At 73.7% G+C, this 20,710-nt stretch carries 22 protein-coding genes; 12 read left to right on the plus strand and 10 right to left on the minus strand.

Going from position 1 to position 20,710, the window contains the following annotated elements; all coding sequences use genetic code 11:
* Positions 1 to 144: 144 nt before the first annotated feature.
* Positions 145 to 543: an STAS domain-containing protein gene (locus Sri02f_RS29530; protein ID WP_109004387.1), complete on the plus strand. Its 399-nt coding sequence runs from the start codon at positions 145 to 147 to the stop codon at positions 541 to 543.
* 190 nt (positions 544 to 733) lie between these two features.
* Here Sri02f_RS29530 and Sri02f_RS29535 read toward each other — a convergent pair whose 3' ends face one another.
* Positions 734 to 1,216, minus strand: a complete 483-nt coding sequence (locus Sri02f_RS29535) for a MarR family transcriptional regulator (RefSeq protein ID WP_109004388.1) — start codon at positions 1,214 to 1,216, stop codon at positions 734 to 736.
* Between the two features lie 75 nt (positions 1,217 to 1,291).
* Here Sri02f_RS29535 and Sri02f_RS29540 point away from each other — a divergent pair, with 75 nt between their 5' ends.
* From Sri02f_RS29540 to Sri02f_RS29565, 6 genes are read left to right on the plus strand one after another with little or no spacing between them, the layout of a single operon-like run.
* On the plus strand, positions 1,292 to 2,572 hold the full coding sequence (locus Sri02f_RS29540) for a PP2C family protein-serine/threonine phosphatase (RefSeq protein ID WP_109004389.1): 1,281 nt from the start codon (positions 1,292 to 1,294) through the stop codon (positions 2,570 to 2,572).
* A 5-nt stretch (positions 2,573 to 2,577) separates the two neighbouring features.
* Positions 2,578 to 3,483: an STAS domain-containing protein gene (locus Sri02f_RS29545; protein WP_174855732.1), complete on the plus strand. Its 906-nt coding sequence runs from the start codon at positions 2,578 to 2,580 to the stop codon at positions 3,481 to 3,483.
* A complete protein-coding gene (locus Sri02f_RS29550; protein ID WP_109004390.1) occupies positions 3,480 to 3,884 on the plus strand; it encodes an STAS domain-containing protein in 405 nt (134 codons plus the stop codon). The genes Sri02f_RS29545 and Sri02f_RS29550 overlap by 4 nt, the downstream gene beginning before the upstream one ends.
* On the plus strand, positions 3,881 to 4,330 hold the full coding sequence (locus tag Sri02f_RS29555) for an anti-sigma regulatory factor (protein ID WP_109004391.1): 450 nt from the start codon (positions 3,881 to 3,883) through the stop codon (positions 4,328 to 4,330). Before Sri02f_RS29550 ends, Sri02f_RS29555 begins: the two co-directional genes overlap by 4 nt.
* A complete protein-coding gene (locus Sri02f_RS29560; RefSeq protein ID WP_109004392.1) occupies positions 4,327 to 5,439 on the plus strand; it encodes an ATP-binding SpoIIE family protein phosphatase in 1,113 nt (370 codons plus the stop codon). The genes Sri02f_RS29555 and Sri02f_RS29560 overlap by 4 nt, the downstream gene beginning before the upstream one ends.
* A complete protein-coding gene (locus Sri02f_RS29565; protein ID WP_109004393.1) occupies positions 5,436 to 7,229 on the plus strand; it encodes a PP2C family protein-serine/threonine phosphatase in 1,794 nt (597 codons plus the stop codon). Before Sri02f_RS29560 ends, Sri02f_RS29565 begins: the two co-directional genes overlap by 4 nt.
* A gap of 7 nt (positions 7,230 to 7,236) precedes the next feature.
* On the opposite strand, the gene Sri02f_RS29570 is transcribed toward Sri02f_RS29565, so the two are convergent.
* Positions 7,237 to 7,761, minus strand: a complete 525-nt coding sequence (locus tag Sri02f_RS29570) for a MarR family winged helix-turn-helix transcriptional regulator (protein WP_109004394.1) — start codon at positions 7,759 to 7,761, stop codon at positions 7,237 to 7,239.
* Positions 7,762 to 7,988: 227 nt separating this feature from the next.
* Between Sri02f_RS29570 and Sri02f_RS29575 the strand changes: the two genes are divergently transcribed.
* Entirely contained in the window at positions 7,989 to 9,365 is a 1,377-nt protein-coding gene (locus Sri02f_RS29575) for an NAD(P)/FAD-dependent oxidoreductase (protein WP_167467643.1), read from the plus strand.
* Between the two features lie 46 nt (positions 9,366 to 9,411).
* Positions 9,412 to 11,658 carry an FUSC family protein gene (locus Sri02f_RS29580; RefSeq protein ID WP_167467644.1) on the plus strand — a complete coding sequence of 749 codons (2,247 nt, stop codon included), beginning with the start codon at positions 9,412 to 9,414 and terminating at the stop codon, positions 11,656 to 11,658.
* Positions 11,659 to 11,691: 33 nt separating this feature from the next.
* On the opposite strand, the gene Sri02f_RS29585 is transcribed toward Sri02f_RS29580, so the two are convergent.
* From Sri02f_RS29585 to Sri02f_RS29605, 5 genes are all read right to left on the minus strand, one after another.
* Entirely contained in the window at positions 11,692 to 12,123 is a 432-nt protein-coding gene (locus Sri02f_RS29585; RefSeq protein ID WP_069772077.1) for a hypothetical protein, read from the minus strand.
* 28 nt (positions 12,124 to 12,151) lie between these two features.
* Positions 12,152 to 12,988, minus strand: coding sequence for a DUF1206 domain-containing protein (locus Sri02f_RS29590; protein ID WP_109004397.1), 837 nt, complete (start codon positions 12,986 to 12,988; stop codon positions 12,152 to 12,154).
* 254 nt (positions 12,989 to 13,242) lie between these two features.
* A complete protein-coding gene (locus tag Sri02f_RS41400) occupies positions 13,243 to 13,590 on the minus strand; it encodes a DUF5133 domain-containing protein (RefSeq protein WP_159106799.1) in 348 nt (115 codons plus the stop codon).
* Between the two features lie 57 nt (positions 13,591 to 13,647).
* Positions 13,648 to 14,463: a SigB/SigF/SigG family RNA polymerase sigma factor gene (locus Sri02f_RS29600; RefSeq protein WP_109004398.1), complete on the minus strand. Its 816-nt coding sequence runs from the start codon at positions 14,461 to 14,463 to the stop codon at positions 13,648 to 13,650.
* Positions 14,464 to 14,745: 282 nt separating this feature from the next.
* The gene (locus Sri02f_RS29605) at positions 14,746 to 15,192 is read right to left on the minus strand and encodes an ATP-binding protein (protein WP_109004399.1); all 447 of its coding nucleotides are present in this window, start codon (positions 15,190 to 15,192) and stop codon (positions 14,746 to 14,748) included.
* A 355-nt stretch (positions 15,193 to 15,547) separates the two neighbouring features.
* Here Sri02f_RS29605 and Sri02f_RS29610 point away from each other — a divergent pair, with 355 nt between their 5' ends.
* Both Sri02f_RS29610 and Sri02f_RS29615 read left to right on the plus strand, forming a co-directional pair.
* Positions 15,548 to 15,769 carry a hypothetical protein gene (locus tag Sri02f_RS29610; protein ID WP_109004400.1) on the plus strand — a complete coding sequence of 74 codons (222 nt, stop codon included), beginning with the start codon at positions 15,548 to 15,550 and terminating at the stop codon, positions 15,767 to 15,769.
* A 448-nt stretch (positions 15,770 to 16,217) separates the two neighbouring features.
* Positions 16,218 to 16,673, plus strand: coding sequence for a cyclic nucleotide-binding domain-containing protein (locus tag Sri02f_RS29615; RefSeq protein ID WP_109004401.1), 456 nt, complete (start codon positions 16,218 to 16,220; stop codon positions 16,671 to 16,673).
* A gap of 128 nt (positions 16,674 to 16,801) precedes the next feature.
* Here the strand turns inward: Sri02f_RS29615 and Sri02f_RS29620 are convergent, their stop codons facing one another.
* Together Sri02f_RS29620 and Sri02f_RS29625 are read right to left on the minus strand one after the other, a co-directional pair.
* Complete coding sequence (locus tag Sri02f_RS29620) at positions 16,802 to 18,103, minus strand: MFS transporter (protein ID WP_109004402.1); 1,302 nt, start codon at positions 18,101 to 18,103, stop codon at positions 16,802 to 16,804.
* Between the two features lie 104 nt (positions 18,104 to 18,207).
* Positions 18,208 to 18,825, minus strand: a complete 618-nt coding sequence (locus Sri02f_RS29625) for a LysE/ArgO family amino acid transporter (protein WP_109004504.1) — start codon at positions 18,823 to 18,825, stop codon at positions 18,208 to 18,210.
* Between the two features lie 115 nt (positions 18,826 to 18,940).
* On the opposite strand from Sri02f_RS29625, the gene Sri02f_RS29630 reads away from it, so the two are divergent.
* Positions 18,941 to 19,849 (plus strand): LysR family transcriptional regulator ArgP, encoded by a 909-nt coding sequence (locus Sri02f_RS29630; RefSeq protein ID WP_109004403.1) that lies wholly within the window; start codon positions 18,941 to 18,943, stop codon positions 19,847 to 19,849.
* 30 nt (positions 19,850 to 19,879) lie between these two features.
* Here Sri02f_RS29630 and Sri02f_RS29635 read toward each other — a convergent pair whose 3' ends face one another.
* Complete coding sequence (locus Sri02f_RS29635) at positions 19,880 to 20,602, minus strand: TetR/AcrR family transcriptional regulator (RefSeq protein WP_109004404.1); 723 nt, start codon at positions 20,600 to 20,602, stop codon at positions 19,880 to 19,882.
* Positions 20,603 to 20,710 lie beyond the last annotated feature (108 nt).

The raw sequence follows: 20,710 nt of genomic DNA on the forward strand, positions 1-20,710 counted from the left end.
CGGGATTCGGCGGGTGGAAGGGGCTGGACCGGACCATGCGGAACGTCTCCGTGCCGCAGCCCGTCGGCCCCGTCCACCGTCACGGCGCATCGATGTCGCTCGCCGGGGCAAGACGCCCCCGACCGCCAGCTTTCGGAGGAACACGTGTCCATCGCCCAGAACCCCCTGTCCGTCGAGGTCACCCTCCCTCGTGAGGACGTCGCCCTGGTCACGGTCGCGGGGCATCTCGATCTCGACACCGCGACCGAGTTCCAGGCCCATCTGGCCAACCAGCTCCATCACGGACGAAGGCACTTCCTCATCGACCTCTCCGAGGTCCCCTTCATGGACTCGTCCGGGATGAACATCATCCTGCGGGTCTACCAGGAGGCCCGGAGCCTGCCGGGCAGTGTGCATGTGATCAATCCGACGCCGGCCGTGCGCCGGGTCCTGGACCTCACCGGGGTCAGCATCACCGTGCCCATATCGGACAAGCCTGAGCAGGCCCTGGAGCTCATCGACCGGCAGCAGGCGTCCGAGTCGTCCGAGCCGTCCGGGGACTGAGCGGCGGGACACCGTCCGCCGGGTCTCCGGCGCCGGGCCGGGCCAGGAAAACACGCAGGTGCGGACGACTGTCGTCCAATAGTTGTCATTTGACAACTGTGCGCGGGAAGCAACAGAGTGAGCGGGACAGATGCGGGCGGGAGGGATCACGGATGCGCCGGTGGGCGAACCCGATCACCCGGGAACAGCGTCAGGCGGTCCGGGCGTCAGCGGCGCCGGACTCGTGGATCTGCGCGGCCGCGGCCGCGCAGAACGCCTCCAGGCCGCTCAGCAGCGCGGTGCGCTGCGCGGCCGGCATCTGCTCCAGCACGCCTTCCAGCGCCGCTTCCCGGCGCGACCTGAGGTCGGCGAGGAAGGCGCTCCCGCGGCGGCTCAGGAACAGCTCCAGCTCCCGGCGGCTCCCGGCGGAGGTGCGCCGCTCGACGAAGCCGACGGCCTGGAGCCGGTCGCACAGCCGGCTGGTGGACGGCGGAGTGGACCCGAGGGAGTCGGCGAGCGTGCGCAGGTTGATGCCCTCGTGGTGCTCCAGGATGAACAGCACCCGCAGCTGGGAGGCGGAGACCGGCGCCGTGGAGGCGCGGCCCCAGAGCACTTCCAGCAGCTCCGACGCCTGTGAGGTCACACGCGCCACCTGCTGGGGCTGCGGACGCGAGGAGCGCGAGGAGGGCGACATCACGGTGACACTCTCGCAGGCTTCTCGACGGCTGTCAGCCCACCCCCGCCCGCGGGAGACGACGGGACCGACCGCGTGAACAGACTCGTCGCCGCCGCGCGCGCTCTGCGCACGGCGTCACCGCACCGGCTGCCCGGCGCTCTGCACACCGTGCTGCGCGCCCACTACGCGGCCGAAGCGGTCGACCTCCTGCTGGCCGACTACGGGATGACCGCGCTGCTGAGCGTGGCGTCCGACGGGCCCGGCGTGCGGGACCGGCGGACGGTCCCGCTGCACGGCAGCGCCCCCGGCCGCGCCTTCGGGGCCCAGGAACCGTACCTGGAGGACCTCGACGACGGGTTCGTCCTCGCGCATCTGCCCGTGACCGTGCGCGGCGACCGGCTGGGCGTCCTGTCGGTCACGCTGCCCGGCGCGGAGTCCGACGACCGGCGGCTGGCCGAACTCGCCGAGCTGGCGCAGCTCCTGGGGCACGAGGTCGTCGTCGCCGAACGCGACACCGACGTCTACCGGCAGGCGCGCCGCACGGACCGGCTGACGCTGGCGGCCGAGATGCAGTGGGAGCTGCTCCCGGCCCGGTCCTGCGCCGGCGACGAGTACGCGCTGGGCGCCCAACTGGAGCCCGCCTACGCCGTCTTCGGCGACAACTTCGACTGGGCCGCCTCCGCCGACCGGTTGATGGTCTACGTCACCAACGGCATGGGCGAGGGCATCGAGGCGTCGTTGCTGACCGGGCTCGGGATCAACGCGCTGCGCAACGCGCGCCGGGCCGGGATCCCGATCGCGGACCAGGCGGCCCTCGCCGACCAGGCGATCCACGCCCACTACCGGGGCGAGGCGCATCTGTCGGTGCTCCTGGTGGAGATCGAGCTGTCCACGGGACGCATGCGGGTCGTCGACGCCGGTTCGCCGCAGCTGCTGCTGGTGCGCGACCGGACCCTGACCCGGGTGGCGCTCGACGCACAGCTGCCGCTGGGCATGTTCGAGGAGACCGACTACACGGCGCAGGAGTTCGGCCTGCTCCCCGGCGACCGGCTGATCTTCGTCAGCGACGGGGTGCACGCGGTCGCCTCGCCCAGCGGCGAGACCTACGGCGAGCACGCGCTCGCCCGGGCGGTGGCGTCGGCGGCCCTGCTGCCGGCGGCCGACGTCCCCGGCGCGGTGCTGCGCGACCTCACCGGTCACCGGGGCAGACCCGAGCCGGACGACGACGCGCTGGTCGTGTGTCTCGACTGGTTCGGAGGACGACCCGTGTCGCCGTCCGGCCGCCCCGATGCCGATCTGTCGCCCGAAGACGGGCACAGCACGGTCCCCTCGCCATCGACGGGACCACAGCGAGACCACGCGGACGAGGAGTGAAGCAGTTGCCGGAACACCACACGACGGCACGGAACACGGAGAACCCGGTGCCCACACAGGAGGTCGGCGCGTTCCTGGGCCGCCGCCGTGAGCAGCTCGCCCAGCGATGGGCCGACGAACCCCTGTTCCGCGCGGTGTTCACCGTCTCGCGCGACGAGGCGGTGGAAGCGGGCCGGGCGGTCGCCGACGCACTCGCCCAGGTGGCCGGATCCGGCCGGGTGGAGGACACCGACAGCCCCGGCTTCACGCCGGTGCGCGAGCAGCTGACGCGCATGGCGGCCTCCCGGGGCCGCGCCGGCCTGACCGCCGCGCAGATCTCCCGCGAGGTCGACGCCCTGCGCCGACCCGCGGTGGACCTGCTCGTGGCCGACCTTCCGCAGGCGTCGTCCGAGCACGTCAGGGAGTGCGCGACGACCCTCACCGCGCTGATGGGGACGCTGCGGCTGGTGGTGATGGAGACGTCGCTCACCGAGGGCCAGGCCCTCATCGACCGGCAGCAGGTGCAACTGCTGGAGGTCGCCACCCCGGTCATCCGGCTCTGGGACGGCATCGTCGGCGTCCCGCTGATCGGCACGCTCGACAGCGCCCGCAGCCAGGTCGTGATGGAGACCCTGCTGGAGTCGGTCGTCGACCAGCAGGCGCGGTTCGCGATCCTGGACATCACCGGGGTGCCGACGGTCGACTCGCTGGTGGCGCAGCACCTGATGAAGACCGTGGCCGCCGTGCGGCTGATGGGCGCGGAGTGCGTCGTCTCGGGCATCCGGCCCGCCATCGCGCAGACGATCGTCCACCTCGGCCTGGACCTGCCCGTGGTCACCCGCTCCAGCCTCGCCGACGCGCTGGCCTACGCCCTGCACCGGCTGGGCGCCGACATCGTCTCCGTGACGCCCGGCGGTGCTGGTACCCGGTGAACCACGAACTCCCCCGCGCGGCCGCCGCCCCCGTGCCGGTGCTCCGGCTCGGCGACGTCCTGCTGATCACCCTGCAGGGCGACCTGCACGACGGCACCGCGGAGCAACTGCAGCGGGACATCGCGGAGTCGATCGTCCGCAGCCGGGTGACCGGAGTGGTCATCGACATCTCCGGGGTCGAGATCATCGACTCCTACCTCGGGCGCGTGCTGGCCGAGATCGCGGCCGGCTCACGTCTGCTCGCCGCCCGGACCGTGGTGGCGGGCATGCGGCCCGCCGTGGCGATCACCCTGGTGGAGCTGGGGCTGACGCTTCCGGGACTGCGGACCGCGCTCAGCACGGAGGCGGCCCTGGAACTGCTCGCGGAGCCTGCGGACCGCCCGCACCGGGAGCCGCGGTGAGCGGGACGGCCGCGGGCGTCGACGCCCGCCTGCCGATCCGCTCGGACCTGGACCTGGTGTGGGTGCGCCAGCACGTGCGCCAGGCGGCCGCCGCGGTCGGCTTCGGCCTGGTCGAGCAGACCAAGCTGGTCACGGCCGCCAGCGAGCTGGCCCGCAACACCCTGGTGTACGGCGGGGGCGGCGAGGTGACGACCGAGCGCGTGTCGGACGGGAGGGCGGCGCACGGACTGCGGCTGACCTTCACCGACCGCGGGCCGGGCATCCCCGACCTGGAAAAGGCCCTGAGCGACGGCTACACCTCGGGCGACGGACTGGGCCTCGGCCTGGGCGGAGCGCGTCGGCTGGTGCACGAGTTCGCCATCGACAGCACGCCCGGCTCCGGGACCACGGTCACGGTGACCTCCTGGGCCACGCGCCCGCCCCGGCCGCGTGAGGAGCTGCGATGACGCGCGTGTGGGACGTTCCCGTGCACGACTCGACGCGGCTGCGCGACGCACGGGTGGCCGCGGAGAGCGCGTCGGCGCTGGCCGGTCTGGACCGGGCGCGCACCGACGCCGCCGCGCTGGTGGCGACGGAACTGGCGACGAACCTGCTCAAGCACGCGCACGGCGGGCAGCTCCTGGTGGAGGCGGTCTCCGCACCCGGCGGACGGGCGGGGGGCCTCATGGTCCAGATCGCCGCCGTGGACCACGGGCCGGGCATGTCCGACGTCCCGGCGGCCCTCGGCGACGGGTTCTCCACGGCCGGCTCGCTCGGCGCGGGCCTGGGCACCTGCCGACGGCTGGCCGACGACTTCGACCTGCACAGCGTCCCGGGACGCGGGACGGTCGCCCTCGCCCGGATAGGGGGTGCGGGGGCTTCCCGCGGCGGCCGCGACGCGGCCGGGGGCCGGACCGGCTCCGGCGCGGCGGGCGCGGACGTCGCGGACGCCGTGGACACGCCCCTCGGTGTGCGGGTCGGCGGCGTCAACGTCCCCTTCCGGGGCGCCGAGCAGTCCGGCGACGCCTGGACCTGTGTACGGGCCGGTGATCTGCTGACGCTGATGCTGGCCGACGGGCTGGGGCACGGCCCCGAGGCGGCCCTCGCCTCGACCGCGGCGGTGGAGGAGGTGCGGTGCTCGGGTCACCTGCCGCCGGCCGAGCTGCTGCGCCGGCTGGACGAGGCGCTGCGCGGCACGCGGGGAGCGGCGGTCGCGGTGGCCCAGCTCGACCCGCGGGCCGGGCGGCTGCGCTTCTGCGGCGTCGGCAACGTGGGCGCGCGGCTGCGCGAGGGCGACTCCTGGCGGCACCTGCTGTCCCGGCCCGGCATCGTCGGCACGCACCGGCCCAGGACCCTGCCCGAGACGGCGGTCGCCTGGGGCCCGGACCGTCTCCTGGTCCTGCACAGCGACGGGCTGCCCAGCCGCTGGGCGCCGCCCGCCGATCCCCGTCTGCTGTCCGCCGACCCCGCGCTCACCGCCGCCGTGACGGTGCGCGACGCCGGGAGTTCCGCCCGTCCGGTGCGTGACGACACCGCCGTGGCCGTCCTGTCCCCGACCCCGCCGGACCGCTCATGACGCGCACCTGGGAGATCAGCACCGTCACCGACGCCGCACGGGCGCGGATCGCGACCGCACGGGTGGCCGCCGACTGCGGCGTGCCGCCGCTGGAGCGCACCCGGCTGGCCGCCGCGCTCGGCACGCGGCTGCGCCGGTGTCTGGCCGAGGGCGGTGTCTGGCGGCTCGCTCTGACACCGGACGACAAGACCCTGCGGGTCGAGCTGACCTCCTCCCCCGCCGACGGCGAACCGCCGTGGCTGATCACCGCGCCTTGCCCGGAACCCGCCGCCGGGCCGGTGAGCGACTCCGTCGCGGACGACGCCGCGGTGGTCTCCGAGGCCCTGCTCGGCGCCGACGAGGACGCCGCCGCCGTGCTGGACCGGCTGGTCGAGCAGGAGGAACTCGTCGCCTTCCACCGGGAGGAGCTGCACCAGACCAACCAGGGCGTCCTGGCGTTGCACGCGGAGCTCGACGCCGCCGGGCGGGCGCAGCGCGAGGCCTTCGCGGCGGAGCGCGCGGCGCGCCGGGAGGCGGAGGCCGCCCGCCGCAGACTGACCTTCCTGGCCGACGCGAGCGCGGCGCTGACGGCCTCCCTGGACCACGAGGAGATCGTGCGCCGGCTGCCGGACCTGCTGGTCCCCGAGTACGCCCGCACGGTCGACGTGTGGCTCTTCGACGGCGAGGAGGACCGCGGCCCCTCCGTCCCGCGTCCGGCCGCCGCCGTGCTCGCGGCCCGCACGGGCCGGGCCCAGTACGCGGCGGCGGAGCCCGGCGGCCTGCCCGGGGTCGACGACCAGCCGCCGTCGGCGCTGCTGCCCGACCGGCCCCTGCTGTGCGTGCCGCTGCCGTCGCGCAGCGCGCCCCTCGGCGTGCTGACGCTGACCCCGCCCGGGGAACGCTGGGACCCGGACGACGCCGTGATGCTCCTTGAACTCACCCGTCGGGCGGGCGGCGCGCTGGAGAACGCCCGCCGTTTCGAGCACAACCAGGACATCGCCGAGACCCTCCAGCGCGCCCTGCTCACCGAGCTGCCGGCCCTGCCCGGTCTGCGCCTGGCGGCGCGCTATCTGCCGGCGACCTACGGGCTGAACATCGGCGGCGACTGGTACGACGCGTTCCGGCAGCCCGACGGCAGTCTGATCACCGTGATCGGCGACGTGACCGGGCACGGGCTGCACGCGGCGGTGATGATGAGCCAGCTGCGCACCGCGCTGCGCGCCTACGCCGTCGACGGCGGCACCCCCGGCGAGCTGTTGACGCGGCTGCACACCTTCCTGCACCACCTTCAGCCCGATCTGTACGCCACGGCCGTGATCGCACGCTTCCAGCCCGGCGAGCCGGTGCTGACATGGGCGGCCGCAGGGCATCCGCCGCCGGTGCTGCGCGGGCCCGACGGGCGGGTGTGCACGCTGGACGCCAAACCGGGGGCGATGCTGGGCATCCCGCTGCACCAGGAGATCTCCGACCACACCGTGCCGCTGGAGCCGGGATCCACGCTGGCGCTGTACACCGACGGACTGGTGGAGCGGCGCGCCCAGGGCATAGATCCCGGGATCGAGCGGCTGTCGGCGGCGCTGGGGGCGTTCCGCGCCGACGAGCTGGACGCGGACCTGGACGGCTCCGCGGAGCGCATCCTGGAGCCGATGCTGAGCGACTCGGAGCGCGACGACGACGTCTGTCTGCTGCTGTGCCACCTGGACGGCCGGCTCGACGTCCCCCCGGACGGCCTGGGGGGCCGCCTGGGCGGCCGGCTCGGGGGCAGCCGTCTCGGCGGGCGTGTCGACGGGCGCCTGGCGGCCGGGTCCTGAAGGGCGCTCAGCCGTCCGGCCCGGCGGCCCCGTGCCCGCGTCCGGTCCCGCAGCTCCTGGCGTGCGCCCGGTGGAAGGCGTACAGGCCCTGTTCCAGTGCGGCGCGCTGGGCGGGCGACATGTCCTCGAACACCGCCGCGAGCCGCCCGACGCGGCGCTCGCCCACGTCGGTGAGGACCCGCCTTCCGTACGCGGTCAGCACGAGCCGGACCTCGCGCCGGTTGCGCGGGTGGACGGCGCGCTCCAGCAGGCCCGCGGCCTCCAGCCGGTCGCACAGCCGGCTCGCGGTGGGCAGGCCGACGTCGAGGCACTCGGCCAGGGCGGTCAGGTTGAGCTCCGGTCTGCGCCGGACCGTCCGCAGGGCGAGCAGTTGCCGGGCGGGCAGCAGCGGCGCCGTCTCCTCCGCGGCCGTCAGCCAGCAGGCCACCAGGCTCTCGACCGCGTCCGCGACCTGCCGGGCCTGTGCCCGCCCGCCGTCCCGCCGAGCGTCCCACCGGTCGTCGCCGGCGCCCTCCGCACAGCCCGCCGTCATCGCTCTGAGACCACCGCGAATGTCATGTACGTCGGGCTACCCGAAGGCAGGGGGCGTACACAGGCCCATCCGCGGGTACGGAGGCAGCCTCAGGAGAAACGTTCGTCTGCTTGCCTCGTCCGACTGGCGCAACCGGTTCGGGCGCGGTGGGATCGATGAGGTGCGAAGCGCCCGGGGGCGGGGCACGCGCATCAGGTCGGGCAGACCGCCTGGAGCCGCAGAAAGGGATGGACATCGTGACACGACCCAGGATCCTGGTGGTGGGCGCGGGCTTCGCCGGAGTGGGGTGCGTGCGGCGTCTGGAACGCGCGCTCTCCGCCGCGGAGGCCGACGTCACACTGGTGACGCCGTTCGCCTACCAGCTCTATCTGCCGCTGCTGCCGCAGGTCGCCTCCGGCGTGCTGACGCCCCAGTCGATCGCCGTATCGCTGCGCCGCAGCAAGAAGTACCGCACGCGCATCATTCCCGGCGGCGCCATCGGCGTGGACCTCAAGTCGAAGGTCTGCGTCATCCGGACCATCACCGACGAGATCGTCAACGAGCCCTACGACTACATCGTGCTGGCTCCCGGCAGCGTCACCCGCACCTTCGACATCCCGGGGCTGACCGACCACGCCTTCGGGATGAAGACGCTGGCGGAGGCCGCGTACATCCGCGACCACGTCATCAGCCAGCTCGACCTCGCCGACGCCAGCAACGACCCCGTCGAGCGGGCCGGACGGCTGCAGTTCGTGGTCGTCGGCGGCGGCTACGCCGGCACCGAGACCGCCGCGTGTCTGCAACTGCTCACCCACAACGCGGTCAAGCGCTATCCGCGGCTGGATCCCGGCCTGATCAAGTGGCATCTGATCGACATCGCCCCGAAGCTGATGCCGGAGCTCGGCGACAAGCTGGGCCGCAGCGCCCAGGAGGTGCTGCGCAAGCGCGGGATCGACATCTCGCTGGGCGTGTCCATCGCCAAGGCGGGCCCGCAGGAGGTCACCTTCACCGACGGGCGGGTCGTCCCGACGCGGACGCTCATCTGGACGGCGGGCGTCGTGGCGAGCCCCCTGATGGCCACACTCGGGGCCGAGACGGTCCGCGGGCGGCTCGCCGTGGAAGCCGAGATGAACCTGCCCGGCAACGACGGGGTGTTCGCGCTCGGGGACGCCGCCGCCGTGCCCGACAAGGCGAAGGGCGAGGAAGGCGCCGTCTGCCCGCCCACGGCGCAGCACGCCATGCGGCAGGGCAAGGCCGTCGCCGACAACGTCATCGCGACGCTGCGCGGGCAGTCGATGCGGCCCTACGTGCACAAGGACCTCGGCCTGGTCGTCGACCTCGGCGGCAAGGACGCGGTGTCCAAGCCGCTCGGCGTGGAACTGCGGGGGCTGCCCGCGCAGGCCGTGGCCCGCGGCTACCACTGGTCGGCCCTGCGCACGGGCGTCGCCAAGGCCCGGGTGCTGACCAACTGGACGCTCAACGCGATCGCGGGCGACGATTTCGTCCGTACCGGGTTCCAGGCCCGCCGCGCGGCGAAGCTGAAGGACTTCGAGTACACCGACAGCTATCTGACGCCGGAGCAGGTGCGGGCGCAGGTGGAGGGGACCGGGCCGGATTCCGCCTGAGACCCACACGGCGAGGAACAGTACGGGCAAGGGAGAGTACGGCGGCGTGAGGGCGGCGGCACGGGCGTTCGGCACACGATTGCTGGATCGGGTCGCGGCGTCCGACCCCGGGCTGCTGCGGCTGGCGGCCGGACTGCGGACGGTGGGCGCGATCGCCGTGACGCTGGCCGTGCTCTCGCTGCTCGGCGCCGACGTCTCGCACCTGGTGGCCGGCGCGATCGCCGCGATGGTCGCCACCTTCGCCGTCCGGGAGAAGCAGCGGGACCGGCAGGCCGTCACCCTGGCGCTGGGCCTGCCGGTCGCGCTGGCGTCGCTGTCGGTCGCGGCACTGCTCAGCTCCCGGACGGTCGTCGGCGACCTCTTCTGCCTCGCGCTGATCTTCTGCGCGGTCTACGGCCGCCGGTTCGGCGACCGGGGCACGGCGCTGGGGCTGATCGGCTTCCAGATCTACTTCATGTCCCTGTTCGTCGGCGTCGGGACGTCGTCGCTGCCCGGGTACTACGGGGTGATCGCCGTGGCCTTCGCGAGCAGCGCGGCGGCCCGGTTCGCACTCGTGCCGCAGACGCCGACGGGGATTCTGCTGCGCCTGCGCCAGGCCTTCCGCGCACGTCTGGCGCAGTTGCTCGACGCCCAGCTCGACCTGCTGGACGCGGCGCCGGACGACGTGGTCAAGGCCGTCGCCCAGGTACGCGAGGGCACCGCCCGGCTGCACGAGACGGCCATGATGATCCAGGGCCGGCTGGACGAGGGCACCCCGGACGAGGCGGTGGCCCGGCTGGTGCAACGGCGGATCGCCGACGCGGAGATCGCCGCCGAGCGCCTCGGCCTGCTGCTGCTGACGGCCCGCAGCGCCGAGCGCGCCGACACGCTGACCATGCACCTGCCGGGCGCGCTTCTGCCCGAACGCGGCCGGCTGCCGGTGCGCGACGAGGCCCTGGAGATCCTGCGCCGCGATCTGCTGGCCCTGCGGCTGCTCGTGCGGCACCCGGCGGCCGCGGGGTCGGGGACCGCGTTGTCGCAGGTGCGCAACCGGCTGCTCGGCTACCGGGACGAGGAGAACCTGCCCGAGGCGCCGCCCGCGGTGCAGGACGTCTTCCGGGGCCTCGGCGAGGCGGCGCGGGCGGTGCTGGGGCTGCGGATCGCGCTGGACGGCCCGCAGGACGAGTCCGCCGACAGTGCGGAGACGGCGCGCTCGCGCGAGGAGCTGGACGCCGAGGACGCCGCGATCGGCGGAGCCGAGGAGGACGAGGGGACGGCCGAGCAGGCCACGGGGCTGCGGCGGCCCACCACGCGGGCCGCCGTGCAGGTGGCGGTCGGCTCGGCGCTGGCCATCGTCGGCGGCGAGCTGCTCTCCTCGCAGCGCTGGTACTGGGCTGTGCTGACCTGCTGGATCGTGTTCATCAACACCGCCTCCACCGGGGAGATCCTGGTCAAGGGCTACCGGCGGCTGCTGGGCACCGTGCTGGGCGTGATCGCCGGCATCCTGCTGGCGGGGGTGGTCGGGCACCACACGTGGACCGCGTTCGCGGTGGTGCTGCTGTGCGTGTTCGCGATGTTCTACACGGCGCCGCTGTCGTACACCCTGATGTCGTTCTTCGTGACGGCCGCCCTGGGCGTGCTGTACACGCTGCTGCACACCTACAGCCTGTCGGTGCTGGCGCTGCGGGTGGAGGAGACGGCGCTCGGCGCGGCCTGCGGGATCGTCGCGGCGGCGCTGGTGCTGCCCGTGCACACGGACCGGCGGACCAACGAGCTGCTGACGGCCGTGCTGGAGCGGCTGGACGAGGTCACCGAGGCGGCCGTGGAGCAGCTGAGCGGCGCTCCCCCGGCCGATCTGCTGGACCGGGCCCGCGATCTCGACCAGGCGCTGGCCGACCTGCGGGCGGCGATCCAGCCGCTGACGCACCCGGTGACGCCGCTGCGCACGCGGCGGGACACCGCTCGCTACGTCGTGGCGCTCCTGGAGACCTGCGCCTATCACGCCCGGTCGCTGGCGGCCACGGCCGAGCTGCTGCCGACGCACCCGTCGATAGCGGCGGACCCCCGGCTACGGCGGGCGGGGCAGCGCATCCGGCACAACATCGGGGCGATCTCCGCGCGGGTCGCGCAGGAGCCGAGCACCGCCGAGGTCCTGGCCGGGCCCAGCATCGCGGCGCTGTTGGAGCCGGGCGTGCCGGGGACACCCCGCTACGGCCGGGTGACCGACCGGGTGCTGCGGCATCTCCAGCGTCTGGACGAGGCGGTGGTCGGCCTCGCCCGTCCGCTCGACGCGCCGGTGGCGCCGCCGCAGTGAGGCGGGCCCCGGCCGCCGGGCTCGGGCGTGCGCTCAGAAGTCCGTGGACATGCCGCTCGCGGCCGCTATGCCCCGCAGCGCCTCGGTGTCCTGCTGGCGCTGCTGGATGCAGCCGGCGATCTCGGCGAGGCGACCGGGGTCGGACGCGGTGGCCGCGTCGGTGACCACCCGGACCGGGCCGGTTCCGTCGACCTGGATCTCCACCAGCTGGTTGTCCAGCCGGCCGGTGACCGCGGTGGCGATGACCAGGGCCGCCTCGTCGCGGATCTCCTGGGGCAGGTCCTCGGTCTCCTCGGGATCGAGGGCGAAGTCGAGGCTTTCGGGGGGTTGTTCGTCCAGGGCGCGCAGCGCAGGCGCCACGACCTTCAGCAGGAGCTGATAGTCCTCGCTGTCCATGCGGACGCGAAGCAGGTCGAGGTACATGTCCACGGGCCGTCCGTCGCGCGGGAACTCTGCATCGTTCATCTCGTCCGTGTTCCCCGTGAGACCGACGTCAGACCTTGCGCCAGCGGGCCATGGCGAAGGAGAACAGTCCGAAGAGCATGAGCCCGGCCGCGACGCAGGCCAGCAGGCCGGGACCGGCGGGGGTGCCGGCGAATGAGCGCAGCGTGTCGTCCAGTCCCTTGGCCTTGTCCGGCTCGTACTCGACGGCGGCCCGCACGGCGAACACGCCCGCCGCGGCGAAGACCAGGCCGCGGGTCGCGCCGCCGCCCACCCCGGTGACGTCCACCAGGCGTCGCACGCGCGGGGACATCTCCCCCAGCCGCAGCTTCTTGCGGTAGGAGCGCATGACGGCGCGGGCGCCGATCCACAGGCCCGCGACGACGATCCCGACGCCGGCGACGCCCACGATCCACTGTCCGCCGGGGAGGTCGAGCACCCGTGCGGTGACGTCGCGGGACTGTTCGTCGCTCGAGCCGCCACCGCTGCCCGACCCCGCGGCGAAGGCGAGCACGGAGTACGCGACGAAGGAGTAGAAGACGCACCGGGCGAACGCGACCAGCCGCTTCTTGGCGCTGTGCCCGTCGGCGCCGACCCCGCCGAAGACCGCCTCGGACAGCCGCCACAGCGCCATGCCGACCAGACCGACGCCCAGCGCCCACAGCACCACCGAGCCGAAGGGCTTCTGGGAGATCTCGGCCAGGGCGCCCCGGCGGTCGGCCTCCTCCTTGGTGTCGCCGAAGGCGATCTGCAGGGCCAGCAGCCCGACCAGCAGATAGATCACGCCGCGCGCGGCGAACCCGGCCTTGGCGCCCCCCTTCGTCACCGAGCCGCGTGCCGCCCGTTGTGCTCCGGCACGGCCGTTGCGCGCCATGGCGCTCGCGTTCATTGCGTCCCCTCCCTGAAGTCTCCCCGAATTTCGCAGAGTCCGACTGCCCCGGCTCCGGGCGCACACACGTACGGGCGTACACACACCTGCGGCCGGCCGCCCCTGGTCGGGGTGGCCGGCCGCAGTGCGGGGGCGGGAAGACAGCGCGGTGCGGGGCGGTGCGGGACGGGCTGGTCGGACGCCGCCTCGGCGGTCTCGCGGACCAACGGTCAGGTCACCGCGCACCGCCCTGGTGCGTGCGGCCCCCGCGCCATTCAGGCGTAGACGCGGGGGCCGTCGTCGGTCTGCGGACGGGCCTTGCCGGTCTGCGGACGGGCAGCGGTCGTCTGCGGGCGGACCACCGTCGTCTGCGGACGGGCCGCAGTCGTCTTCGGACTCGGCGCGGTCGCCTGCGGGCGGGCCGCGGTGTCGGCGGCGGAGGCCGCCTCCAGCCAGCGGCGGGCCGTCCGCAGGGCCTCGTTCACGTCCCTCGTACCGGTGGACACGCACAACGTGTAGGCGAGGTCGCGCTCCTGCGCGCGGGCCTCGGCGGTAGCGGTCACGGACAGCGCCTCGTACTCGTCGACGAGCGTGCGCAGGACGGCGGGATGGGGCATGAGCATCGGCGGGCTACTCCTGACGTCGAAAGTGGGGGTACGGCCTGTGCGGGTGTCCTGCTGTCAGCGCAGAGCTTCCTGGCGCACTCGCTCGCAGCTGCGGCTGATGAGCCGGGAGACGTGCATCTGGGAGATGCCGAGCTGGTCGGCGATCCTGCTCTGCGTCATGTCCTCGAAGAAGCGCATGTAGAGGATGGCGCGCTCACGTTCCGGAAGGCGTCGCAGGCCTTCCTTGGCGGATTCGCGGTCGATCACGACGTCGAAGGAGGAGTCGGCCGCCCCGAGGGTGTCGGCGAGGCTGTAGCCGTCGTCGCCGGAGGGGACCTCGGCGTCCAGCGACAGGGTGCTGAAGCTCTCCAGGGCCTCCAGGCCGGCGGTCACCTCGTCCTCGGTCAGGCCGGTGTGGGCGGCCAGGTCGGCGACCGACGGTTCGGGCGCCCCGGGGCTCTGGGCGAGTTCACGGCGGGCGACGCGCACCTTGTTGCGCAGTTCCTGCACCCGGCGGGGCACCCGCAGGGCCCACATGCGGTCGCGGAAGTGCCGCTTGATCTCGCCGGTGATGGTGGGCACGGCGTAGCTTTCGAAAGCCCCGCGCTCAGGGTCGAATCGGTCCACGGCCTTCACGAGTCCGAGGGCCGCCACCTGGCGCAGGTCCTCTATCGCCTCCCCGCGGTCCCGGAAGCGGCCGGCGATCCGGTGGGCCATGGGCAGCCAGGCGGTGACGATCTCGTCGCGCACGGCGTCCCGCTCGGGCCCCTCCTCCAGGGCGACCAGCCGGGCGAACCGGCTCGCGGTGTCGGGCGCGTCGTCGTGGGTACGTCGCGGCGCGGCGGTGGCGGCCGATGCGGCGGGACGGCTTGTCGACATGTCGATGAGCATGCGTAAACGCTCCTGAACGGTTGTTTCAGGTGACTGACGACGGGAGGGCTCCTGACACCCGGGGCACGAGCAGCGCCCAGAAGCGGTCCCACCGCTCCCGTCGGCGCGCCTCCGGTCCGAAGCACGAACCTCCGTCTGCCCTGCCCCTGGACGTACAAACTCCGCATGGGCGAAAGGTGTTCACGAAGCCCCCGCCGCCGGGCCCACCGACCCCGGCCGGGCTGCCGCGGCGCGGGTCGGGACGCGACCGCGAAGCGGACCGCAAGGCGGCCGGATCACGGATCAGAACACGGGGACCACGGCGGTGACGCGCTTGCCGCCGGCCGGCAGATCGCGGACCTCGACGTCACGGGCGAGCCGGCAGACGATCGGCCAGCCGCGCCCGCCGACCCGCCGTCGCCCCTGTTCGTCGAAGGGGCCGACGGCGACGGGAAGACGGTCGCTGCGGTCGCTCACGGACACGCGCACCGACCGCCCCTCGATGTCGACGTCGAAGCCGGTGACGCCGCCGCCGTGGAGGATGGCGTTGCTGGTGAGCTCGGTGGCGACGAGCAGCGCGTCCGAGAGCGCCTCCTCGTCGCATCGGCGCCCGACGGCTCCGCACCGGCCGTTCACGGCCTTTCTCACGGCGCTGCGGACGTCGGCCGGCCGGCACTGCCGGCGACCCTCGCACCGGGACGAGGGGTCCTCGGGCGCCCTCACACGGTCGGTCGAGTCGTTCGTACGCATCCTTTCGCTCCCCTGACTATGACGGCTGGGCTGTGGATCGGGCTGTGGGTGGGGCGACGGATCGAGATCGAATGGGCCGCGGACCGAGTCGACCAGCGGACCGAGCGGGCGAGCCGTGCTCGAGCGGCTCCCCGGCCGGCCGCCGATCCGGGCGGCGGCCTCGACGCCCCTCCGCACCCGGCCGTCCGGCCGGACGGTGCGGTCTCTCCTGTTGTCTCCTGTTCAGCTGACCTTCCCCGTGACGGCCAAACCTCCCGGACCTGGAACATTCGTCCCGGGCGTTCCGGGGAACAGTGGTCAGCACCGGGGAGCACCGGGGAGCCATCGTCCGGCCCTGTGCGGGTAGGCGACCTGCATGACCGATGTGGTGGACTCCGACGAACTGCTGCGGCGCATCCGGCGCTCCCGCACCTGCGCGCGGGAGGAACTGCTGGCCTGCCGGGCCCGCAACGCCGATCTCTCCCAGACCGATCCGGACGGGGCGCGCGACGCCCACATACGGGGTCTCGCCTACGAGGCCGTGGTCAGAGTGCTGGACGAGATCCTGACGCCCGGACGCTCCGCCGACGACACCTGAACCGGAACTCGTGTGCACGGCACCGCAGTTGCGAATCGCCTCGTCGGCCGTGGCGCCGGCGGGGCCGAACTGCGGGTGATCGCCGCGGAGATGGCCGGGATGCGCCGGACGCGGAGTGAAACAGGTCACTGGACCGGGTTTCCCGTGTGTGAAACCTCCGTGAATGGTTTACGGTTCATCCATACGTGGTGGACGGGGTCGACGCTCCTTCTCCTCCGTCCGCCACCCTTTACCGCCCTGGCTGGCTTCCCCCGTCCAGCCAGGGCCTCTCCATGTCCTGACCCCGCCCGCGCACGAAGCGCCCGGGGCACGGGACGTGCCCGTCCGGAGACCGGGACGGGCGGAAACCGGGAAAGTACCGTCCGCCGAGGTGCCCGGGGCGGCGGCAGCGGCTGAAATGGGAAGGGGAGAACACCCCCACCGGATCGTCGGCGAGGAGCCCCGCGCCATGACCAGAGCGACCAGACTGCTGACCGCCCTTCCCCCGCCCCAGCGCGGACGCCTGATGGAGCTCTCCAGGGAGGTCTCCTTCGCCGAGGATGCCCGGATCTTCGAGGCGGGCGGCCTGGCCGACCGCTTCTGGGTCGTCCGGTCCGGCGCCGTCTCGCTCGTCCAGCAGGTCACGCCCCAGCGGCGGGTCACCGTCGCCAGTCTCGGCGCCGGCGACCTGCTGGGCTGGTCGTGGCTGTTCCCGCCGTACCGCTGGGACTTCGGCGCCGAGGCCTTCAGCCCCGTGCGCGCCTACGAGTTCGAGGCGCAGCCCGTGCTCAAACTCTGCGAGGAGGAACCGGCGCTCGGGATGTCGCTGGTGCGGATCGTGGCGGAGATCCTCGCGCACCGGCTGGAGATGACCCGGGGCAGGCTGATGGAGCAGTACGGCTCCCACCGGCATGGGGTGCTGTAGCCGACAGCCGCCCGGCCCGGCAGTCCGTCCCCCTTCAGCACGGCCGACGCCCTCTTGGGCCCCGGCCCGATGCTCTGAGCCCGCGCCCTCGCCCTCGCCCTCGCCCGGTCACCGGTTCGAGGGCCCGCTCAGATGCGGTACCGGCGCAACGCGGGCACCGCGACCGCCAGGCCCAGCATGAGCACGACGACCAGCAGGCCCCCGCCGGCGACGGCCGCGCGGGGCCCGAAGGCCGCGCCCGCGGTGCCGTGCAGGACGTCGGCCAGCCGGGGGCCGCCCGCGACGACGACCGTGAAGACGCCCTGCATACGGCCGCGCATCTCGTCGGTGGCGGCGGACAGCAGGATCGCCCCCCGGAAGACCATGGAGACCATGTCGGCGACGCCGGCGCAGGCGAGGAACGCCACCGCGACCCACAGACTGCGGCTCAGCCCGAAGCCGGCGATCGACGCCCCCCACACGACGACCGCGCCGATGACCATCCAGCCGTGCCTGCGCGCCCGGGAGAACGTGCCGGAGAACAGCCCGCCCAGCACCGCCCCGATCGGGATCGCCGCGAACAGCAGACCGAGGGCGAGCCCTTCGCCGTACGAGGCGTACGTCTGGGCGGCGAGCTGCGGGAACAGGGCGCGGGGCATGCCGAAGACCATGGCGATGACGTCGGCGAGGAAGGACAGCAGCAGGACCTTGTGCAGGGAGATGTAGCGGAAACCCTCAGCGATCTCGCGCAGCCCGGCGCGCCGCACGGTCGCGCTCGCCGACGGGGGCAGCGCGGGGAGCCGGAACACCGCCCAGAGCGTCACGCACAGTGCGACGGCGTCGAGGAGATACAGCTCGGGCAGCCCGATCACGGGTATCAGGGCGCCCGCGAGCAGCGGTCCCGCGACCAGCCCCGTCTGCATGACGGTGGAGCCGAGGGCGTTGGCGGCGGCCAGTTCCTCCGCCGGGACCAGCCGGGCGATGGAGGCGTTGCGGGCGGGCGAGTTGAGGCCGAAGAACGCCTGCTGGGCGGCGAGCAGCACCATCAGCACGGCGACCGAGTCGAGCCCCGAGACCGCCTGGATCCAGAACAGCACCGAGGTGACGGCGATGCCGCTGTTGGTGACCAGCAGCAGCTTGCGGCGGTCGACGGTGTCGGCGACCGCGCCGCCCCAGAGCGCGAACAGCACCATCGGCACCAGTCCGGCGAGGCTGGCGTAGCCGACCCAGGCGGACGAGCCGGTGATGTCGTAGATCTGCTTGGGCACGGCGACGGCGGTGAGCTGGCTGCCCACGGCCGTGACGATGGTCGAGGACCACAGCCGCCGGTAGGCCGGGCGGCGCAGGGGCCTGGTGTCCATGGCCCAGCGGCGCCAGCCGCGCCGGACAGGGCGCGGACCCGGGTCGGTCTCCTCGGCGTCGGGGGCGGGGGTGCTCTCGCTGGTGTCCACGCACTTCCTGGCTGCTCGTTACATCTTTCGATTCCGTGGGTCACTATCGCAGCCCTCCTGCGCCTGCGCCGCTCATTCGGACCTGCCGTCCCGGATCGCGGACATCAGGCCCGGGCGATCAGCAGCACGCCGAGCGTGATCATCGTGACGGCCACCAGGCCGTCCAGGACCCGCCAGGCGGCGGGGCGGGCCAGGAAGCGGCCCAGCAGCCGTCCGCCGAAGCCCAGGGCGGCGAACCAGCACAGACTGGCCAGCGCGGCGCCGAGGCCGAAGGTCCAGCGCAGCGGGCCGCGGTCGGCGGCGATCGAGCCGAGCAGGAAGACGGTGTCGAGGTAGACGTGCGGGTTGAGCCAGGTCAGCGCGAGGCAGGTGAGCACGGCCCGGCGGCGCGAGCCCGCGGCCTCGCCGTCCGTGCGCAGGGCGTCCGTGCCGGACCGGAACACCCTGCGGGCCGCGAGCAGCCCGTACCCGAGCAGGAACGCCCCGCCGATCCAGCCGACCACGGTCAGCGCCCCGGGCCAGGCGACCACCACCGCCCCGACCCCGCCCACGCCGAGCGCGATGAGCAGCGCGTCGGACAGGGCGCAGATCCCCACGACGGCCAGGACGGCGTCCCGGCGGATTCCCTGGCGCAGGACGAACGCGTTCTGGGCGCCGATGGCGACGATGAGCGAGAGACCGGTGCCGAAGCCGGCGGCCGCGGCGGTGAGTGCGTGGGACATGCCGTCCACGCTAGGCAGTCGATCACTGTAGGTACAGCTAAAGATTCTTACGTATCATCAGTATCCGTGAAGACACGAATGCCGGCGGTGCGGCGATGATCACGGTGGTGCGGCGATGATGACGGACCTCCCGCTCGACCAGGTGCGCACGCTGCTCGCCGTGGTCGACGAGGGCACCTTCGACGCGGCGGCGGCCGCCCTGCATGTGACGCCGTCCGCCGTCAGCCAGCGCGTCAAGGCGCTGGAGCAGCGCACCGGCCGGGTCCTGCTGCTGCGCACCAAGCCGGTGCGCCCCACGGAGTCCGGCGAGATCGTCGTGCGGTTCGCCCGCCAGCTGGCCCGGCTGGAGCGCGACACGCGGGCCGAGCTGGGTATGAGCGGCGAGGGCGAACCGACCCGGGTGACCGTGGCGGTGAACGCGGACTCGCTGGCCACCTGGTTCCTGCCGGCCCTGGCCACAGTGGCTCAGGAACCGCCGCTCTGCTTCGAACTGCACCGCGAGGACGAGACCCGCACGGCCGAACTGCTGCGGGAGGGGCTGGTGATGGCCGCGGTGACCTCGTCGCCCGTCCCCGTGACCGGCTGCTCGGTGCGCGCGCTGGGCACGATGCGCTACCTGGCCGTGGCCAGCCCCGACTTCGTCGCCCGCCACCTCGCCGACGGCCCGCTCCACGAAACCCTGCCGCGCGCCCCCGTGATGACCTTCGACCGCAGCGACGACCTCCAGGACGCCTTCGTGCGCGGCCTGCGGCGGGGTGTCCGGGGCGCGGGGCCGGTACGCCACGCCGTGCCGACCTCGGAGGGTTTCGTCGCCTCGGTCGCGGCCGGGTTCGGCTGGGGCATGGTGCCCGAGGTCCAGGGAGAGGCGCTGCTGGGCGCGGGCCGTCTGGTGCCCCTCGCCCCCGACCGGCCGCTGGACGTCCCCTTGTACTGGCAGCAGTGGAAACTCGACTCTCCGGCCCTCGCGGCGGTGGCGGACGCGGTGGCCGCGACGGCGGCCGAGTCACTCGACCGCGCCCGTTAGGGCAGACCGCCCGTTAGGGCAGACCGCCCGTTAGGGCAGACCGCCCGTCGCCGTGAGGGCCGCCAGCCGGGCCTGCGCACTGTCCAGGAGCATCTCCAGCGCCGTCGGGTAGGCGCTGGTGACCATGCGCGTCGACAGCAGCGGGGCCGCCTCGGCGATCCTCGGGTGCGTCTCGGCGGGCAGCCGCGCGTAGGTCGAGCGCCAGATCGCGTCGTCGGCGCGTTGTGCGGCGCGGGGCAGCGCCAGGGAAGCGGCGTCCAGAGCGGCGAACGCGAGAGTCTGGTCGATGAAGGCGTGGTAGATCCGCACGGTGTCCGGCAGCGGGAACCCGGCGTTGCGCAGGATGTCCAGGACGGCCTCGTCGGCGGCGAGTTCGTTGGCCCGGCCGGTGACCCGGCTCGCGGTGAGCTGTGCGGCCTGCGGATGGGCGACGTAGGCGGCGTGGATGCGCAGGCCTACGGCGTGCAGATCCGCCCGCCACTCCCCCGTCGGCCGCCAGCCGCGCAGCGCCTCGCCGATCAGCGCGTCGCCGATGGCGAGGGTGAGTTCGTCCATGCCCCGGAAGTAGCGGTAGAGGGTGCTGGGGTCGCAGTCGAGGGCGAGCCCGAGACGGCGGGCGCTGAGCCCCGCGCTGCCGTGCTCGCGCAGCAGACGCAGCGCGGCGTCGACGATCAGCGTCTCGGACAGCACGGTGCCGCTCCTGGTGGGGCGCCGGCGCCGCCGTTTCTCCTCGGGGACGACCTGCTTGGCCATGTGCCCCACGCTCCCTCGTGCCCGCGCCACCCGGCGCCCGTCGCCCTTATGCCAACGCCATTGACCTTACGCGGACCCCGGCGTTGTATCTGGAGCAGGGGCCCCGCT

The organism is Streptomyces rishiriensis (assembly GCF_003112535.1).
GTDB lineage: Bacteria > Actinomycetota > Actinomycetes > Streptomycetales > Streptomycetaceae > Streptomyces > Streptomyces rishiriensis.

Coding starts and splice junctions, on each gene's coding strand:
- Sri02f_RS29535 (WP_109004388.1), bottom strand. CDS start 1,216: ATGTCGCCCTCCTCGCGCTCCTCGCGTCCGCAGCCCCAGCAGGTGGCG.
- Sri02f_RS29560 (WP_109004392.1), top strand. CDS start 4,327: ATGACGCGCGTGTGGGACGTTCCCGTGCACGACTCGACGCGGCTGCGC.
- Sri02f_RS29565 (WP_109004393.1), top strand. CDS start 5,436: ATGACGCGCACCTGGGAGATCAGCACCGTCACCGACGCCGCACGGGCG.
- Sri02f_RS29570 (WP_109004394.1), bottom strand. CDS start 7,761: ATGACGGCGGGCTGTGCGGAGGGCGCCGGCGACGACCGGTGGGACGCT.
- Sri02f_RS29575 (WP_167467643.1), top strand. CDS start 7,989: ATGGACATCGTGACACGACCCAGGATCCTGGTGGTGGGCGCGGGCTTC.
- Sri02f_RS29585 (WP_069772077.1), bottom strand. CDS start 12,123: ATGAACGATGCAGAGTTCCCGCGCGACGGACGGCCCGTGGACATGTAC.
- Sri02f_RS29590 (WP_109004397.1), bottom strand. CDS start 12,988: ATGAACGCGAGCGCCATGGCGCGCAACGGCCGTGCCGGAGCACAACGG.
- Sri02f_RS41400 (WP_159106799.1), bottom strand. CDS start 13,590: ATGCTCATGCCCCATCCCGCCGTCCTGCGCACGCTCGTCGACGAGTAC.
- Sri02f_RS29600 (WP_109004398.1), bottom strand. CDS start 14,463: ATGCTCATCGACATGTCGACAAGCCGTCCCGCCGCATCGGCCGCCACC.
- Sri02f_RS29605 (WP_109004399.1), bottom strand. CDS start 15,192: ATGCGTACGAACGACTCGACCGACCGTGTGAGGGCGCCCGAGGACCCC.
- Sri02f_RS29610 (WP_109004400.1), top strand. CDS start 15,548: ATGACCGATGTGGTGGACTCCGACGAACTGCTGCGGCGCATCCGGCGC.
- Sri02f_RS29615 (WP_109004401.1), top strand. CDS start 16,218: ATGACCAGAGCGACCAGACTGCTGACCGCCCTTCCCCCGCCCCAGCGC.
- Sri02f_RS29625 (WP_109004504.1), bottom strand. CDS start 18,825: ATGTCCCACGCACTCACCGCCGCGGCCGCCGGCTTCGGCACCGGTCTC.
- Sri02f_RS29630 (WP_109004403.1), top strand. CDS start 18,941: ATGATGACGGACCTCCCGCTCGACCAGGTGCGCACGCTGCTCGCCGTG.
- Sri02f_RS29635 (WP_109004404.1), bottom strand. CDS start 20,602: ATGGCCAAGCAGGTCGTCCCCGAGGAGAAACGGCGGCGCCGGCGCCCC.